Source organism: Streptomyces sp. NPDC079141 (assembly GCF_040686775.1).
Taxonomy (GTDB): Bacteria; Actinomycetota; Actinomycetes; order Streptomycetales; family Streptomycetaceae; genus Streptomyces.
The window spans coordinates 1-15805 of the sequence record NZ_JBFBLP010000028.1 but is presented as its reverse complement, the minus strand read 5'-3'; the positions used below and the strand labels follow the sequence as shown (position 1 = coordinate 15805).

Annotated in this window: 18 protein-coding genes and 4 pseudogenes; 17 read left to right on the top strand and 5 right to left on the bottom strand. The window is 69.2% G+C overall.

Translation table 11 applies throughout. The features are described 5' to 3' along the window. The first annotated feature begins 173 nt into the window (after positions 1 to 173). Positions 174 to 973, top strand: a protein-coding gene (locus tag AB0Q90_RS40645; RefSeq protein WP_363165603.1) for an IS5 family transposase whose coding sequence is annotated in 2 segments (ribosomal slippage) — positions 174 to 513 and positions 513 to 973 — 801 coding nt in all. Because the reading frame shifts where the segments join, the coding sequence is not laid out codon by codon here. Between the two features lie 356 nt (positions 974 to 1329). On the opposite strand, the gene AB0Q90_RS40640 is transcribed toward AB0Q90_RS40645, so the two are convergent. Further along, positions 1330 to 1995: a TetR family transcriptional regulator gene (locus AB0Q90_RS40640; protein ID WP_363165584.1), complete on the bottom strand. Its 666-nt coding sequence runs from the start codon at positions 1993 to 1995 to the stop codon at positions 1330 to 1332. Between the two features lie 109 nt (positions 1996 to 2104). Here AB0Q90_RS40640 and AB0Q90_RS40635 point away from each other — a divergent pair, with 109 nt between their 5' ends. Beyond that, entirely contained in the window at positions 2105 to 3052 is a 948-nt protein-coding gene (locus tag AB0Q90_RS40635; protein ID WP_363165585.1) for an SDR family NAD(P)-dependent oxidoreductase, read from the top strand. Here the strand turns inward: AB0Q90_RS40635 and AB0Q90_RS40630 are convergent. Further along, a pseudogene (locus AB0Q90_RS40630) lies at positions 3004 to 3282 on the bottom strand (VOC family protein); the annotation flags it as partial. The gene AB0Q90_RS40635 and the pseudogene AB0Q90_RS40630 overlap by 49 nt on opposite strands. A 457-nt stretch (positions 3283 to 3739) precedes the next feature. Between AB0Q90_RS40630 and AB0Q90_RS40625 the strand changes: the two are divergent. Then, a complete protein-coding gene (locus AB0Q90_RS40625; protein WP_363165586.1) occupies positions 3740 to 4213 on the top strand; it encodes an NUDIX domain-containing protein in 474 nt (157 codons plus the stop codon). A 43-nt stretch (positions 4214 to 4256) separates the two neighbouring features. Here AB0Q90_RS40625 and AB0Q90_RS40620 read toward each other — a convergent pair. Both AB0Q90_RS40620 and AB0Q90_RS40615 read right to left on the bottom strand, forming a co-directional pair. After that, positions 4257 to 4397, bottom strand: a pseudogene (locus AB0Q90_RS40620) (dihydrofolate reductase); the annotation flags it as partial. 8 nt (positions 4398 to 4405) lie between these two features. Beyond that, positions 4406 to 4945 carry a YbhB/YbcL family Raf kinase inhibitor-like protein gene (locus AB0Q90_RS40615; RefSeq protein WP_363165587.1) on the bottom strand — a complete coding sequence of 180 codons (540 nt, stop codon included), beginning with the start codon at positions 4943 to 4945 and terminating at the stop codon, positions 4406 to 4408. Between the two features lie 161 nt (positions 4946 to 5106). Here AB0Q90_RS40615 and AB0Q90_RS40610 point away from each other — a divergent pair, with 161 nt between their 5' ends. The 14 genes and pseudogenes from AB0Q90_RS40610 (at position 5107) to AB0Q90_RS40545 (ending at position 15388) form a co-directional block, all read left to right on the top strand. Beyond that, on the top strand, positions 5107 to 5811 hold the full coding sequence (locus tag AB0Q90_RS40610; RefSeq protein WP_363165588.1) for a GntR family transcriptional regulator: 705 nt from the start codon (positions 5107 to 5109) through the stop codon (positions 5809 to 5811). 497 nt (positions 5812 to 6308) lie between these two features. Continuing rightward, a complete protein-coding gene (locus tag AB0Q90_RS40605; RefSeq protein ID WP_363165589.1) occupies positions 6309 to 7091 on the top strand; it encodes an aminoglycoside phosphotransferase family protein in 783 nt (260 codons plus the stop codon). Between the two features lie 145 nt (positions 7092 to 7236). Then, a pseudogene (locus tag AB0Q90_RS40600) lies at positions 7237 to 7686 on the top strand (transposase); the annotation flags it as partial. Positions 7687 to 7879: 193 nt separating this feature from the next. Beyond that, on the top strand, positions 7880 to 8257 hold the full coding sequence (locus tag AB0Q90_RS40595; protein WP_363165590.1) for a hypothetical protein: 378 nt from the start codon (positions 7880 to 7882) through the stop codon (positions 8255 to 8257). Positions 8258 to 8274: 17 nt separating this feature from the next. Beyond that, positions 8275 to 9105, top strand: a complete 831-nt coding sequence (locus AB0Q90_RS40590) for a PfkB family carbohydrate kinase (protein WP_363165591.1) — start codon at positions 8275 to 8277, stop codon at positions 9103 to 9105. 21 nt (positions 9106 to 9126) lie between these two features. Continuing rightward, positions 9127 to 9636: a nucleoside 2-deoxyribosyltransferase gene (locus tag AB0Q90_RS40585; RefSeq protein ID WP_363165592.1), complete on the top strand. Its 510-nt coding sequence runs from the start codon at positions 9127 to 9129 to the stop codon at positions 9634 to 9636. A gap of 51 nt (positions 9637 to 9687) precedes the next feature. Beyond that, positions 9688 to 10056, top strand: coding sequence for a hypothetical protein (locus AB0Q90_RS40580; RefSeq protein WP_363165593.1), 369 nt, complete (start codon positions 9688 to 9690; stop codon positions 10054 to 10056). Continuing rightward, complete coding sequence (locus tag AB0Q90_RS40575) at positions 10041 to 10586, top strand: hypothetical protein (RefSeq protein WP_363165594.1); 546 nt, start codon at positions 10041 to 10043, stop codon at positions 10584 to 10586. Before AB0Q90_RS40580 ends, AB0Q90_RS40575 begins: the two co-directional genes overlap by 16 nt. Positions 10587 to 10639: 53 nt before the next feature. Beyond that, a complete protein-coding gene (locus tag AB0Q90_RS40570) occupies positions 10640 to 10870 on the top strand; it encodes a hypothetical protein (protein WP_363165595.1) in 231 nt (76 codons plus the stop codon). Between the two features lie 875 nt (positions 10871 to 11745). Beyond that, positions 11746 to 11934, top strand: coding sequence for a hypothetical protein (locus AB0Q90_RS40565; RefSeq protein ID WP_363165596.1), 189 nt, complete (start codon positions 11746 to 11748; stop codon positions 11932 to 11934). Continuing rightward, a complete protein-coding gene (locus tag AB0Q90_RS40560) occupies positions 11900 to 12166 on the top strand; it encodes a hypothetical protein (RefSeq protein WP_363165597.1) in 267 nt (88 codons plus the stop codon). The genes AB0Q90_RS40565 and AB0Q90_RS40560 overlap by 35 nt, the downstream gene beginning before the upstream one ends. Next, positions 12163 to 13293, top strand: coding sequence for an ISL3 family transposase (locus tag AB0Q90_RS40555; RefSeq protein ID WP_363165598.1), 1131 nt, complete (start codon positions 12163 to 12165; stop codon positions 13291 to 13293). The genes AB0Q90_RS40560 and AB0Q90_RS40555 overlap by 4 nt, the downstream gene beginning before the upstream one ends. Before the next feature lie 747 nt (positions 13294 to 14040). After that, entirely contained in the window at positions 14041 to 14706 is a 666-nt protein-coding gene (locus AB0Q90_RS40550) for a hypothetical protein (RefSeq protein WP_363165599.1), read from the top strand. A 196-nt stretch (positions 14707 to 14902) separates the two neighbouring features. After that, on the top strand, positions 14903 to 15388 hold the full coding sequence (locus AB0Q90_RS40545) for a hypothetical protein (RefSeq protein WP_363165600.1): 486 nt from the start codon (positions 14903 to 14905) through the stop codon (positions 15386 to 15388). Here AB0Q90_RS40545 and AB0Q90_RS40540 read toward each other — a convergent pair. Then, positions 15381 to 15701, bottom strand: a pseudogene (locus AB0Q90_RS40540) (IS110 family transposase); the annotation flags it as partial. The gene AB0Q90_RS40545 and the pseudogene AB0Q90_RS40540 sit on opposite strands and share 8 nt — an antisense overlap. Positions 15702 to 15805 lie beyond the last annotated feature (104 nt).

Here is a 15805-nt window from a genome sequence, read left to right as displayed (position 1 = left end):
AGGCCGGCGCCTCCGTGGCGGAGCAGAACCGCAGGTGGTTCCGTGCGAACCCGAACGGCGTGGACGCGGTTGCCGCCGCGACGAAGGCCGCCGATGCCGCCCGTGAGAGCGCTGCCGAGTACCTGCTCAGTCGTCATCTCATTTGGTTCGCTAGGGTGTCGGTCGTGATCTCGATCGTTGAGCGGCTGGTGCCGGATGAGTTGTGGGAGCTGTTCCAGCGGGTGGTCCCGGAGGCTCCGTCGCGGCCCCAGGGTGGCGGCCGACGTCGGCACGGTGACCGGGAGGTGCTGGCCGCGATCGTGTTCGTGGCCACGTCGGGCTGCACGTGGCAGCAGCTGCCGTCCGCGTCGTTCGGGCCGTCGGGAGCCACGGCTCACCGGCGGTTTGCCGAGTGGTCGAAAGTCAGGGTGTGGGCCGAACTCCACCGCCTGGTCCTCGACGAACTCGGCGCGCGCGGCGAGCTGGACTGGTCCCGCTGCGCGATCGACTCGGTGAACATGCGGGCCCTGAAAAGGGGGACCTGACGGGTCCGAATCCTGTCGACCGGGGCAAGTACGGCTCGAAGATTCACCTGATCACCGAGAGGACCGGTCTGCCCCTGTCCGCCGGAATCTCGGGGGCGAACCTCCACGACAGCCAGGCGCTGATCCCGCTCGTGAAGGGCATACCGCCGATCTGCTCCCGGCGCGGACGCCGTCGGCGCAGACCCGGAAAGCCCCACGCCGACAAGGGATACGACTACGACCACCTGCGGCGATGGTTACGCGAGCGCGGCATTAGGCACCGCATCGCACGCAAGGGCATTGAGCCCTTGACCCGCCTGGGCCGCCACCGCTGGACCATAGAACGCACGATGTCCTGGCTTGCCGGATGCCGCCGGCTGCACCGCCGCTACGAGCGTAAGGCCGAGCACTTCCTGGCCTTCACCAGCATCGCCTGCACCCTCATCTGTTACCGCAGACTCGCCAAATGAGATGACTTCTAAGCCGGACAGGTCCTTGTTGTGCGGAGAGGACCTGGGGGATCTCCTGCGCAGTCGGGTCGCCGCTGTCCTGCTCGCACCGGGCGACGGGGCGGGACAGGCAGTTCTCTTCGGTTCCTCACCACAGGCGTCCGCGCTCGGTGAACTGGGCGGTGTCGGGTATCGGCGCGCCGTTGCGTGCCTCGTATCGTGCTGTGATGTGCGCGCTCTGGGTTGTCGCCGTGGTCCTCGGCATCGGGCCTTGCCCCGGGTGGTGGGGGCGCCGGGGTGCCCGGGCTCGGGTGCCCCGGCGCCTGCACCGTCCGGGCGCGGGACAGGGGGGTGTGGTCTGTCGTGTGCAGCGCGGGTCAGTGGCGGGGTAGCACGCCCAGGAGGGTTGCGGTCAGGGCCAGCTTCAGGGAGTCCTTGAGTTCCAGGTGGAAGCGGGCCAGGTCGGGTTCGGCCTGGTAGGCCGCCTGCAGGCTGGGTGGGGGTGTGCTGTACGCGGACAGGGCGCCGGCCATGACCATGGTGTGCAGGCTGAACAGGGTTGCGTTCTCGCCCAGTTCCGGCAGGTGCTTGTGGATGAGGTCGGTCATGGTGGTCAGGCGGTCCAGGGAGGCGCGCTTGTAGCGTGCTACGACCTCGACGGAGACGTTGTGTTCCAGGACGCTGCCCTGTGCGCCGAAGAGGTCGCACAGCACCACTCGGTTGGAGAGTGAGCGGCTGAGGGTTTCGGCCATCGCTGCCGCCCGCTCGGGCATGGGGAGATTTTCGTCGATGCCGGCGGCCAGTTCGCCTGCCAGTTCCGTCAGCCACTCCTTGAGGAAGTGGTCCAGCAGTTCCAGCAGTACCGCCTCGCGGGACTCGAAGTAGCGCAGCACGTTCGGCTTCGCCAGGCCCACCCGGCGGCTGAGTTCGTTCAGGGTGACCGCGGCCACGGGCATCTCGTCGAGCATTGCCGACGCTGTGTCGAGGATCGCCCGTCGGCGGATCTCCCGCTGCTCTTCGGTTCGCGCCCGCTGGAAGGTCATGATCGCCAGCCTAACTTAGGTACCTTCGGTACGTTGACAACGTACCGCAAGTACTTTAGCGTCGTCAGTGCAAGATACCTTCGGTACGTTAGTTAGGTGGGAGCCTGGTATGAGCGAGAAGTGGACGACGGCGAACATTCCGGACCAGCGCGGGCGGGTGGCCGTGGTGACCGGGGCCAACACGGGACTGGGGTACGAGACCGCCAAAGCGCTCGCCGGGCGCGGGGCGTCCGTGGTGCTCGCCGTGCGCAACGTCGACAAGGGCGAGCAGGCCGCGGCCCGCATGACCGGCGACGTGACCGTGCAGGAGCTGGACCTGACCTCGCTCGACTCCGTCCGGACCGCGGCGGCGGCGCTGCGGTCCCGGCTCGACCGGATCGACCTGCTGATCAACAACGCCGGCGTGATGTACACCCCGAAGCAGACCACCCGGGACGGCTTCGAGATGCAGTTCGGCACCAACCACCTCGGCCACTTCGCGCTCACCGGGCTGCTGCTGGAGCTGATGCTGCCGGTGCCCGGCTCGCGCGTGGTGACGGTCAGCAGCACCGGCCACCGCATCCGGGCCGCGATCCACTTCGACGACCTGCAGTGGGAGCGGTCGTACAGCCGGGTCGCCGCCTATGGTCAGTCCAAGCTGGCCAACCTGATGTTCACGTACGAGCTGCAGCGCCGGCTGGCCAGTCACGGCACCACCGTCGCGGTGGCCGCGCACCCCGGCATGTCCAACACCGAGCTCGCCCGCAACAGCCCCGCAGCCCTCCGGCTTCCGCTCACCTGGCTCGCGCCGCTGATCACCCAGACGCCGGCGATGGGCGCGCTGACGACCCTGCGCGCCGCCACCGACCCCGCCGCGCTCGGCGGCCAGTACTACGGTCCCGGCGGACGCAACGAGGTCAAGGGCCACCCCCGGCTGGTCACCTCCAGCCCGGAGTCGTACGAGGCAGCCGTCCAGCAGCGGCTGTGGGCCGTCTCCGAAGACCTCACCGGAGTGAAGTTCCCCGTCGCTCAGTCCATGCAGAACTCGTTTCCCTCCGGATCGGCCATCACGAAGTAGCCCGCGCTGGCAGGACGCGCTGGGTCGTTGCGGCGCAAGCGGGTGGTGCTGAGACCGACGAGGGGCTCGCACTCCGCTTCGGGGGCGGCCATCCGCCCCTCGCCGTGCAGGCCGGGTGCGTCCAGGTGCAGGCGGTTCACGGCGGTCTTGCCCTCGGGTACCTGCTGAAAGAAGATCCGAGGACGTACGCCCCTGGGGGCCTCCGGAGACGTCCGCCGAGACCTCTCCTCACCCAAGTTCCGTTGTCCGTGCGTTCTGTCACCTTGTTCGTCCGACGAGGCGGATCTCTGGCCGGCGGCTATTCGATCGCGGTCGTGCCTTCGGACGCTGCCACCCGCACTTCAGTCATTCCGCAGGTTCTGATAGCCGTACTGACCGATATCGGCGTGGGCACAGGGGACCGGCCACGCGCTGCCCGTGTTCTGGTGGATCGCGATGGTGCGGGACAAGTCGACGCCGCGGGCGGCCGGGTCTTGCGGCATCTTCACCAAGAACGCGGCCGAGTCCCCGCCCGGGCCTCTGTCACCTATTCGGGGCTGTTGCATCCTCCTTCCGGTGCGGAGGGCCGGAGGGAGGCTTCGTTCCCGTCGGACGGCAGCACTTGTGTATGAGTTCTGCAGGTGGCAGGGCAGCCCAACCCATGCTCGGACCTTGGAGGTTGGGATAGGGTCCGTTGGGGGGATGGGGATGAGTTTCCGGCTGGCGGCGTATGCCGTGTGCATCGAGGACGGGCGGGTGCTGATCGCTCGTCACGTGTCGCCCAAGGGCGAATCCACCTGGACTCTTCCGGGCGGCAGGGTCGAGCATGGAGAGGATCCGTTCGACGCCGTGATCCGGGAGGTGGCTGAGGAGACCGGCTGCGACGCGGTGGTCGAACGTCTGCTGGGTGTGGATTCAAGGGTGATCCCTGCGGCCGAACGTGCCATCCCCGGCGGACCTGAGCACCAGAACGTCGGCATCTTTTACCGGGTCCGGATCGTCGGCGGCCGACTCCGGCCTGAGCCGAACGGCGAGATCGCCGAGTCGGTCTGGACTCCGATCCCCGATGTTGCCAGTCGGCGTCGGTCATCGCTGGTCGACATCGGCCTCGGCTTGGTGCAGACACTTCCGGCAACCGGCCACGTTGCTCCTGTCCCGGTCGGCGGCCTGATCCAGCACTGAGGTCACCACCGACATCTCCCTGGAGGGCTCGACTGTCGTCCGCCCTGGCGACGGTCTGGCTGAGGGTGGCGCCGCTGTGGTCCAGGCGTTCGGCGATGCGGGCGCGCAGGGGGATCGCGCCCTCCTCCTCGAGCTCCAGGACCGTGCGGAGATACCTCTGCGTGGTGTCGATGAGTGGGGTCATGCTGTTGGTCAGGCGGGGGTTTCGGCGGTGGCGGTCAGGACCGCGCGGCCGAGGATGTGGCCGGCCATGGTGAAGCCGAGGACGGCCGGGGTGGCGTCGGCCGGGACGCCGATGGAGGCGACGTCGAGGGCGTGCACGACGATGAAGTAGCGGTGTGGGCCGTGCCCGGCCGGCGGGGCGGCGCCGATGAAGCGGGCCGCGCGGGCGTCGTTGGGCAGTTGGAAGGCGCCCTGGGGCAGGCCCGAGCCGGTGTCGTCGCCGGCGCCCTCGGGCAGCTCGGTCACGCCGGCGGGGATGTCGGCGACCGCCCAGTGCCAGAACCCGGACCCGGTGGGGGCGTCGGGGTCGTAGACGGTGACGGCGTAGCTCTTGGTGCCTTCCGGGGCGCCGCTCCAGTACAGCTGCGGGGAGACGTCCTTCCCGCCGGGGACGCCGGATATGCCGGAGAGCTGCTCGGGCGGCCAGGCGGCGCCGTCGGTGACGGTGGTGCTGGTGACGGTGAAGGAGGCCGCCTCGGGGAGGCGGGCGAAGGGGTCGTTGGTGCTCATGGCGTCGTTCCTTTCGGGCCGTGCTGCGGGGCGGGGGAGAGAGGCGACGGGCAAAGGACATGCGGCATCGCGCGGCGGCACCGCCGCGCCCTCCGCGGATCCGATGGATCGACCATAGCACCGATAATCGATTATTTGCTGGATCGTCTATGCTGAGGAGCATGACTCAGACGGTCCCCACCTCGGCCTCGTCGGGAAGACAGATGCTCTCCGAGCAGGTCTACGCGCACCTGCGGCACTCGATCCTGCGCGGGGACTACGCCCCCGGTGACGCCCTCAAACCGCAGGACCTCGCCAAGGAACAGGGCGTGAGCCTGGCCGTCGTGCGTGAGGCGCTCGTACGGGTGGTCGGCGAGGGCCTCGCCAACCGACTGCCCAACCGCGGCTTCGCCGTCCCGGCCTTCTCCGACCGCCGCTGGCAGGAGATCGCGGAGGCCCGCCGGACCATCGAACCGGTCGTGCTGTGCATGTCCATCGAGCGCGGCGACGTGGACTGGGAGGCCCGCGTACGAGCCGCCCACCACCGCCTGGCCCGCACCCCGCCGTACCCGCCGGGGGAGGGCGAGTACTGCAGCGACGCCTGGTCCGAAGCCCATCGGATCTTCCACCGCACCCTGCTGGAGGGCTGCGGCAACCCCGTCCTGCTGGAGACCTTCGACCGGACGTGGACCGCGAGCGAACTGGCCCGCCGCTGGTCGGCGCACCGCAACCCCGGCCGGGACCACGCCGGCGAGCACCGCCGGCTGGAGGAGGCGGCGCTGGCCCGCGACGCCGAGACCGCGTCCGAGGTACTGACCCGGCACCTCACCCAGACCGCGGCTGGACTGACCGGCTACCCCCACCGCGAACCCGCGAAGGAAGCCTGATGCGCCTCGCCGACCTGGCCGGAGATCTGCGCCTGATCACCGACACCGGAGCGGTGGATGTCGCCGGCACCAGTGAGAATCCGCCTGCCCGAGCCACTGCGCGACGAGTTCGAGGCGCTTGCCGAGGGCGAGGGCCCACGCTTTTGGCGCGCTCATCGAGGCCACGCACGATGGGGACAGCAAGAGGCGGCGCCAGCGCGGTGCGGACGAGGGGTTGGAGCCCGACGAGCACAACGACCGTCGTCATCCGGCGGCCGAGGGATCAAGAACACCTACGAAGAGCGGTAGCTCGCCGCCAGCGCCTTAATCGACGCCGTTCCCGCACCACTGCGCCCTGACTCCGGGGCTTCGCCGACTTCCTGCTGATCCCGGCGTGAGCGGGCCCGACAGCTGGGTCTGCGGCCGCATCAGCTGAGCTTGTCCTTTAACCTCCGTCCCGACTCTGACGCTCCCCTTAATGGGGTGATCATGACGGGCTGATCCGACACACTGGTTCGATGCGGCACGATGATGAAGAGCCTTTGTCCGGCGGCAACGTCAGCGATGGTGTCGTTCGCGTTGGGGACACAGTTCGCCGTCCGGCCGGACCATGGACTCCCGCTGTGCATGCCCTGCTTGCCCACCTGCACGAGGCGGGATTCGGCGCGGCGCCTCGCCCACTCGGCATTGACGATCAGGGGCGTGAGGTCCTGACCTTCATGCCGGGAGATGTGCTCTGGCCCGACCGGTTCTCGCTGATGGAACCCGCTCGACAACTGGCTCGCCTGGCACGGCTGATCCGGGACTTCCACGACGCCGTGCAGGACTTCACGCCGCCGTCCGATGCGCAGTGGCAGACGCTGATCCCCGCTGAGGACAGTGACATCATCGCCCACAACGACCTGGCCCCCTGGAACCTCGTGGTCGCAGACGAGGCGCGGTGGGCCTTCATCGACTGGGACACTGCAGGTCCCGGCTCGCGCCTGTGGGATGTCGCATATGCCATTCACGGGTTCATCCCGCTGTCCGCGCATCCGGACTGGCAGAGCCCGGACGCGACGGACCGACTGAGAGTCTTCGCCGACGCCTACGGCCTCGCTGAGTCCGAGCGTCGTCGGTTGGTCCCTGTGCTGGGCCGCCGTACGCGTTCCATGCACGACTTCCTGCGCGACCAGGCAGCCCAAGGAGCCCAGCCCTGGGCAAGGCTGTGGGCTGAAGGCCACGGCGACGCCTGGCGAAACGACGCCGAATACATCGAACAACGCGAAGACCAGTGGATGCAGGCTCTGCTCGCTGGCTGAGGCATCAGTGCCCGTGCCTGGCTCCCGGCGTCGAACGACATCTCGAACTGGATCACTCACCTGGGCATTCACCGGACATTGAAGCGGCCTTCGTCTGATCATGTGCTCCGACCAAGGTGCACCGATCAAGACGAAGGCCGTGAGGGTGAGTCTGCTGCCTGACGCCGGTCCCGGGGAGGCGTTCGCGAAGGCGTCACGCTTCCGGGAGGACCTATTCGACTGCCTGACCGCACGCGGGGACGAACTGTTCGACCTCGTCGACGCGTTGCTGTGCGAGGACGGTCCGGTGACCTCGCCTGTGGACCTCACGCTGGTGGCCGAGCACCGCCGCGGACACGGCGCGATGTACGAGGCTCTGAACTGCGGGAGTGTGGACGTGCCCCGGCTGCGGCAGGTCCTGGCCGGTCTGCCGATGCCGCGGGCCGCTGACGGCCGCCTGGTCCTGGCGGTCGACGTCAGCAACTGGCTCCGGCCGGACGCGCCGACCAGCGCGGACCACCTGTTCTGCCACGTCTACGGCCGCAGCGGACGGTCCTCGGACCAGTTCATCCCTGGCTGGCCGTACTCCTTCGTCGCCGCCCTCGAATCGGGCCGACACGATCGGCTTCGACGCCCTCACCGACCTCGATGACAACCGGGCCCGCGACCTGGTCGCCCCGCTCGGCCTGACCGAAGCCCGCCTGGCCTACCTCTACTCCCTGGCCGACACCCTCGCCCGCTGGGACAAGGACGGCACCGACCCGGCTACCTGGAACGCGGAGACGTTCGTCGCCTCCTTTGCCCGCGAGGTGCGCGGAGCCTCCTACAAGATCGCCCAGTGCGCCGCCCTGTATGCCCGCGGCTACCACTGCGGCATCATCCCCGTCGACTCCGGCATGGTCACCAAGCTCACCCCCGCGCTCGGCTTCACCCTTCCCTCCGGCCCCGCCGCCCACGAGCACCTGCGCACCCTGCTGGAGCACGCCGTCGCCCGCCACACCGACGCCCTGCGCACCCTGGCCGCCGACCAGGACGTCACCATCCCGGCCGAGGCGGCACCGGCCTGGTGGACCCACCTGACGCTGATCTACTTCAAACGCCTCTACCTCAACCGGCCACCCGCCCGCCCGTGCCCGTGCCGTCCCACCTGCGCCGCCCTGACCGACTGCACGCACACCCGGACCTGACCGAGGGGAGAGCCGCGATGCAGCGCACCATCGTGATCGGCAACATCTCCCTCGACCACATCCACCGCCCTGGCCACCCGCCGGTTCACCAACTCGGCGGCGCCGCCCTCCACCTGGCCGCCGCGGCGGCCCGCGCCGGCCTGACTGCCGCGCCCGCCGCCGCTGTCGGAGACGACCTTTCCGGTCTGGCCGGAGAGCCGCGTCTTCCCTGTTTGGACTGGAGCCTCCTCCACCACGCCCCCGAGCCGTCGGCCGCGTTCACCATCCACTACGACGAAACGGAAACCGTCACGAACGTCGATTCCGACTACGGCGGCGCTGGTCACCTCACCGCCCACGCCCTCCACGTCATCGACCGCCATCCCCGGGCCGTCTTCCACGTCAGCTGTCGCCACCCCCTTGACGTCCCCACGGTCCTCGAAGCGCTGACCGAACACGACTGCGCCTTCAGCCTGGACTTCCACCTCCCCAGTGCCCCCCAACTCATCCCCGCCGCCACCCCCTGGCTTCATCACGCGACCACGATCTTCGTCAACGCCCAGGAACACGCGCTCCTCAACCACCACACCGGCCACCCAAGTCCCTGCCCGGAGACCGTCATCACCGACGGCCCCGGCCCCGCCCACGTGCTCACGCACCGCGACATTCCACGACCTGTCGCTCCAGCCGCCGTTCCCACCGTCCGGCAGATCACCGGTGCCGGGGACACCCTGGCCGGCGCCTACCTCGCGCACCGCGCACGACACCTCCCGCCGCCCTCGACCTCGCGGTCCAAGCCGCCACCCGCCACACGCCACACGGCCCGGCTCCCTCTGACCGTCCCCGCACCACGCCGCGCCCCGTCCTGACCCGTAGCAGGAGGCCGTCCGATGCACTACGTCGCACACCGTCTCTTCGCCGCCCACGACCGCGCCCTCGCCGCCGCCCTGGCCGACCGTCTCGCCGTCAAGCTCGGCGAAGACCAGGTTTTCCTTCCCTTCTGCGACACCGACGAGGAAGACCTCGTCGCCGATATCAAGGGCCGGCGCCTGTTCGAACTCGACCGCGACCGCCTCCGCCGCATCCGCGCCCTCATCGCCATCGTCCACGGACCCAGCCCGGACGACGGCGTCTGCATGGAGATCGGCTACGCCGCCGCCCTCGGCGCCCCCGTGATCGTGATGACCACCGACTTCCAGGACTACTCCGCCACCCTGCACGGGCCACGCTCCGTGTTCCCCGATCCCCTCCTGGACGCCCTCGCCACCCGCATCGTCCGCTTTCCCCGGCTCGGCATCCCCGGCGAGCCAACGGGAGGCAGCCGCTTCGCAGACTTCGCCGCCCGCAACCGCACCCAGGTCCAGAAGGCCATCGAGGCATGCGTCGACGCCGTCCTCTAACTCCGCTCCCCGGCCGCGGCAACACCCCGCCCACACCGAGACACCCACACGGTGTTCCTCGAACCCAGCCCATACACCTCACCGCACGCCGGACTTCCCGCCACCACGGGGACCACCGTCCTCCTTCCGACCCACTACGACGCAGCCGACCCCATCACGTCCGCGCGCCACGACTGGGCCACCGCTCTCGGCTCCACCCGCATCGTCGTCGGCACCTCCGGACCCGAGACCCCGCCCGGAGCCGCCCTTCTCATCGGGGCAGCCTGCGCCACAGGCCAGCCGGTCGCCGCGTATCTGCCACGCAGCACCTACACCCACGCGGCAGGCCGCGAGCCCAACTTCCGCAACCTGATGATCCAGTACGGCGTCGATGCCACGCTTCGCACGTCGGACGAGGTAACCGCGTGGCTCGGCGGCTGACCCTTCAGGAGATCGCCCGCCACCGCACGGTCGTACTCGAAGGCGGCGACGGAGTCGGCAAGAGCACGCTGGCCGACCTCCTCGTCACCCAGCACGAGTTCACCGCAGCCCACTCACCCCGCACACCCGACCATCAGGACCTGACCAGCCGTTATCGTGATCTCCTCGCCCGGCCTGGTCGGCTCGTCCTGGACCGCAGCTTCGTCAGCGAGCTCGTCTACGGCCCTCTCTACCGCGACCGCTCCCGCCTCACCTGGGACCAGGCACTCGAACTCGCCGACCTCGTCACCATCCGCGACGGAATCTTCCTCCACCTCACCGCCCCCGTAGCCGTCGTGCACAGCCGTCTAGAGGCCCGCGACGGCCAGGCACCCCATCTCGAGGCGATCGCCGAACTGTCTCACGCCTACCAGCGCGTCTTCCGGCTCCTTGATAGCCATGCGTCGGTTCTCACCCACGAGACTGCCCCAGAGGCTGGCAGCCGTCCCACCGGCTGGCTCCTGTCCGGTTCTTGCCTCTCCGGCGCCTGAGCCTCGCTACTGTTCCCCGAGAACGCCACACTGCACCGTCAAGGGGAACTGCCGTGGACATCGCCGAGGCCCAGAAGCTCGCCTGGGAGAACAAACTCGACAAGGGCTTCAACACCACCGACATCCCTCTGGAGTTCGGCCTGCTCACGGCCGAGGTCGGCGAGGCATTCACGGCGTGGCGCAAAGGCCTGCCTGACCACGGTGAAGAACTCGCCGACGTCTTCCTCTACCTGACGGCGATTGCAGAGATGCAGGGCGTCGACCTCGACGACGCGGTCAGGTAAAAGATCGCGAAGAACGCAAGTCGCGAGTACGCCCCCGGCGCCAACGGCACACTAGTACGAACGAGCCAGGAATGACTCGCATGAGGTGCTGACCACGTTAGAGCCGCACGAGGTCAATTCAGGCACGGAGCGACCCAAGGTGATCACCGGCGTACCCGGCCGATGCGTGACCCCTAGCCCTGTGCGTCGCATCGTCCAGAACAGCGGCATGACCGAGAGCGACGTGCCCTCCGGCCGACCGCGCCCAGGCCTGTGCCGCTTGCCAGGACGCGGACCGACTCGGCCAGGCACCGCCGTTGACCATGGGCACCGTGCCGGTGAGCCGAACCGCGTGCTGCAAGAGGTTGTGCTCCCACTGACGGGCGTCCACCGCCCCGTCAGGAGCCGGCGCCCACCAGACCACCGCGTCGTACGCCACCATCACGCGGCTGAAGGACTCCCAGTGGTCCGCCATATGTTCGGCGTTCGCCCCCACTTCGGCTTCCTGGATTCCCGCGCGCACCCAAGTGATCTCGCCCATACCAAGCCGCCCGCGCAGCCCGAGGCGTCCCGCCGCTCTCCCGATGTAGAGCACGGCGTCGGTGGACCGACAAGCCCAGGCGTAGACCCCGGGTACAGACGGGACCTGAGTGTGGGCGGAGGAATCGCGAGGGTCGGCGCACGCCCATTCGAGCTGGCTGGCTAGGGCGTTCATTACTGGGCTCTGGCACAGATCTTGTGGAGTAGTCGCTGAGCGTTACTGCGGTGTTCGATTGTGGAGGGCCTCCGCCTCGTGAGACCGCGTGCGCCGTGCCCCGGAGCGACGGTGGCTGACGCTCCGTCAAGTCCGTACGGAGTTCCTCGCTCCGGGGCGGCAGCCGGTGATGGTGCCGGTCATGCAGACCGACGCACCGTTCTGGAAGACGCTCGTGTTCGACGGGGTTGACGCGGTGGACGTTGAGAAGGTGACTGCGGCCTTCGGGACGATCGGCATCGCGGTCAAGGGCCGCGCGATGGGTGCGGGATCTGCCGCTCGGAGAGCGGAGCGTCGTGATCCTGCTGAAGGTCCGGCGCTTCGTCTGTGACGCAAGGACATGTCCGCGCCGCACGTTCGTCGAGTCGTTCGCGTGGCTGACCTGCCCGTATTCGCGTTTCACCACCCGGCTCGGTCGTCTCCTGGAGCACACCGGGCTCGCACTGGCCGGACGGGCCGGCGCGCGGATGGCGGCCCAACTGGGGCTCGGTGCAGGGCGGATGACGCTGCTGCGCCGGGTGATGGCCGTGCCGGACCCTCCGCTCGACACGTTTCGCGGGTGATCGGGGTCGACGATTTCGCCACCCGCCGCGGCCACTCGTACGCCACCGTGATCACGGATGGTGAACGCCACCACCCCATCGATGTGTTGCCCGGACGCGAGGCGGCGCCCCTGGTGGCCTGGCTGAGGGGGCATCCGGGAGTGGAAGTGATCTGCAGGGATCGTGCCGGCGCGTATGCCGAGGGTGCCGCGCTCGGTGCCCCTGCTGCGCTGCAGGTCGCTGACAGGTTCCACATTCTCCAGAACCTCAACCAGGCCGTCGAGAAGTGCGTCGCGGCGCATCGCGACTGCCTGCGCACCGCCGCCCCACCACCGGGTCCCGCGATCACCAACACGCGAACCGCCGAGATCGAGCTGCCCGTCACCGCGGTGCCCGCCGGCCGCCGGGCCGAGCGGATGCGGGCCCATCATGCCCTGGTCCACGGCCTGTTGAGTGAGGGAATGGGACTGCGGGCCATCGCCCGCCACCTCGGCTGGGGACGGCACACCGTCCAGCGATACGCACGGGCCACCCGCTGGCAGGACATGGTCACCGGACGCCGAACTCGTTCCAGCCACCTCGACATGCACCAGCCCTACCTGCAACGGCGCATCGACGACACCGGCGGCGTGACCACTATCAAGGACCTGCGCGAAGAGCTCGCTGCGCGAGGCCACCGAGTGCCCTACACCAGCCTGCGCGACTGGGCCCGCAGCCGCTTGGAATGGCCCGATGCACCCGTGCCGGCCGCTGCGCCGCCGTCCGTGCGCACCGTCGTCGGCTGGATCACCCGCCACCTCGATACCCTCACCGCGGACGAAACCACCCAGCTCAAGGCCGTCCTCGACGCCTGCCCCGAGCTGGATCAAACCCACACCCTCGTACGGGACTTCGCTCAGATGCTCGCCCGGCGCACTGGTGCCGACCTGCCGGACTGGATCAGCACCGCCCGCGCCGCACAGCTGCCGGGGGTGACCGGCTTCGCTCACGGACTCACCACCGACCTCGAAGCCGTAATCGCCGGACTCACCGTGCACTGGAGCTCCGGCGGCACGGAAGGCGCGGTAAATAGGGTGAAAAAGATCAAGAGGCAGCTGTACGGGCGGGCCGGATTCGAACTGCTCCGCAAGATGATCCTGCTTCAGTAACGCTCAGCGACTACTCCACAAGATCTGTGCCAGAGCCCACCCACGCCAGCGCCCTGCTCCGGGGTGCCCTGGCCTTCGCGGGCAGCGCCACCCTCTGCCTGGCACTGCTGACCTTCGTCCTGACGGCGCTGTGAACCGACGGATCCTTTGGCGCACTTCCCCTCGCTGGCGCCTGCTGTGGTGGGCCGCCGTCAGTTGTGGGTGCCGGGGAACCCTGTCCAGTGCCAAGCCGGCGATCCTTCTTCCCAGCGACGCACCCTCGCCGGCTTGCTTCTTCCAGCTGATCGACGGTCGACACCGGTCCCGCGTGTTTCCGGCGTCTGCGGCGTCTGGGGCGTGCTGGTGGGCGGGTTGTGGTGCGCTGCGCTGCCTTGCGGGGGGCGTTGATGAGTCGATCGGCCGGCGGAGCTGCTCGGGAGCTGTGGTGTCGCGGTTTTTGCGGCAGGCTCGGCGCAGAGCGGCGGTGATGGTTTTGCTGTCCGGCGCGCAGGAAGAATCATGAGCGTTGTGGAACTGATCCTCCGGGCCTGTGAGCGGGGCCCGGGAGCCGGCCGGCCGGCTTGTGCGGATTGTTGGGTGCTACGGGCCGACGGCTGCGGGCGGCCTCAATGCCGTGCCGGGAGGGCCGGCCGGGTGTGGGGGCGTGGCTGAGTGTTCCGCCTTTCCTCGCGTTCGCGGTGGATTCTTGCCGTACTCGTTGCGGGCCTGCTGGTGCTGGCGTATTCCTCTGCATCGTCCGGGCGGCGCGTGTCCGCGCAGTGGCGGGCCTTGGCCGAGCGGTTGCAGGACCGTCTGCTCCCGGGCGGCGGCACGGCGAGGTTGTCGATGTGCGGGGTGGACGACGGGCCGCGGCTGGCACCACGAGGGGAGGGGGAGCGGGGCGAGGACCCGCAACTGGCGCTCACCAGCTGGGGCTTCTACGACCCGGGCCCGAAGGGGCCGGGTGAGCCCCGTTTCACCGTCCGCGCGGCTGTCCGGGCAGGCGAGCGGCCCCTGTTGCTTGATGCGCCGCTGGCCGAGGGCCGGGTGACGCTGGATTTCTACGGACCGCACGGCGAGGGCCGCCGCGCCTCGGTGCGCGGGCTCACCGCGACTGTCGTCGACGGCAGTTACCAGGGCAAGCCCGTCGACATCCCGGCGTCCGGCAGCTTCCGCGTCGGTCCCGGCCAGGAGCTGCTCGTGGAGGTGGACCTGCCTGCCGGGGCTGTGTGTCCTGGCCACAGCCTGCGCACCCTCAACACGTGCTCGCCCGAGGACACCAACGATGTGGCGGACTGCCCGGTGCTGGCCCTCACGCTCGCCGACCCGGCGATCCGTGCCTACCGCGCCCGGATGACGGACGGCGGCCTTGCCGGCGCCCTCAGCGACCGGCTTGTCGCGGTTTCCCTGGAACCGCACACCTCCCGGGTATGAGCAGGTCCGACGGGTGCCTGCGGCTCCGCACGGTGTGTCGGCGTGGCCGCGTCGCGAGGACGTCGCCGCCGTCCGGGCCCTGGGGATGCGCGAGGGGTGCGGCGTGTGCCGGTCCGGCCAAGGCGTGTGAGCAGCGGGCCGCCGGCCGGGGGGAAACGAGGGTGCGTTGGGTCGGCGAGCTGGGCAGCATGGCGGCGTGGCTGATCTGCTGTGGGATGACGTGAGTTCCTTCTTCGATCCGGACTTGATGGGGTCGTTGCCGGACGTGCGCGTTCCGGATGCCTCGGTGGAGGACTGGCAGGCGGTCCTCGACCTTGTCGCGGAGAAGGGCTGGAAGTGCCAGTACTCCGAGGGAGAGACGGTGCTTCCGGTGCCTCGGGCGGAGGCCGTGCTGTCTCGCCCGGCGGATGCAGAGTGCCCGGACCTGCGGGTCTGGCCGACCGCCGATGTGTTGGCGATCTTCCGTTTCCATGCCGACGATGAAGTCGACTTCGACGTCGACCTGCGGGAGTTGCAAGGCCAGGGTCGACTTGATGTGTTCTGCGGCTTTCTCCGGGAGATCGGGCGGCGGCTGGGCAAGCCTGTGCTGATGGACCCGGAAGGCGACTATGGCCATCCGGTGCTCGGCTTCGATGTCGAGGCCGATCGAGTCGTTCTCCTCGCAGACCCGCAGGTCAGGTGACTGCGGCCGAAGACTGCGGTTCGTAGAAGGTGCCGTCGCCGAGCATCGCGAACAGCACGTCGGCCGGCGTCTGGCGAGGCAGAGCAGGGCTTGGGCGTGGTGCTTGGGCGATCTTCTTGTCGTAGTAGGCCCGCGATGCCGGGTCGCCCAGGGCGGCGAACGCGGAGAGGAAGAAGGCTCGTTTGAGCTGCTTGTTTCCTCTCCTGGATGGCTGTTCGCCGCGGATCGAGGAGCCCGAGCTGCGGGTCGCCGGGGCGAGCCCGGCGTAGGTGGCGAGGTGGCTGGCGGTCGGGAAGGTGCTGCCGTCGCCGACCTCGATCAGGTGTCGGCGTACTAGCTCATCTGCAGAGGGAAGTACGGGCTCAAGTGCAGAGGTGTGTACAAAGTTTTGGCCGGGGCGAGGGCGTCAGCCCTCGC

Bases quoted from the DNA above. Each gene is read 5' to 3' on its own strand.
- AB0Q90_RS40640 (WP_363165584.1), bottom strand. From the start codon at position 1,995: ATGACCTTCCAGCGGGCGCGAACCGAAGAGCAGCGGGAGATCCGCCGA.
- AB0Q90_RS40635 (WP_363165585.1), top strand. From the start codon at position 2,105: ATGAGCGAGAAGTGGACGACGGCGAACATTCCGGACCAGCGCGGGCGG.
- AB0Q90_RS40625 (WP_363165586.1), top strand. From the start codon at position 3,740: ATGAGTTTCCGGCTGGCGGCGTATGCCGTGTGCATCGAGGACGGGCGG.
- AB0Q90_RS40615 (WP_363165587.1), bottom strand. From the start codon at position 4,945: ATGAGCACCAACGACCCCTTCGCCCGCCTCCCCGAGGCGGCCTCCTTC.
- AB0Q90_RS40610 (WP_363165588.1), top strand. From the start codon at position 5,107: ATGACTCAGACGGTCCCCACCTCGGCCTCGTCGGGAAGACAGATGCTC.
- AB0Q90_RS40605 (WP_363165589.1), top strand. From the start codon at position 6,309: ATGCGGCACGATGATGAAGAGCCTTTGTCCGGCGGCAACGTCAGCGAT.
- AB0Q90_RS40590 (WP_363165591.1), top strand. From the start codon at position 8,275: ATGCAGCGCACCATCGTGATCGGCAACATCTCCCTCGACCACATCCAC.
- AB0Q90_RS40585 (WP_363165592.1), top strand. From the start codon at position 9,127: ATGCACTACGTCGCACACCGTCTCTTCGCCGCCCACGACCGCGCCCTC.
- AB0Q90_RS40565 (WP_363165596.1), top strand. From the start codon at position 11,746: ATGCAGACCGACGCACCGTTCTGGAAGACGCTCGTGTTCGACGGGGTT.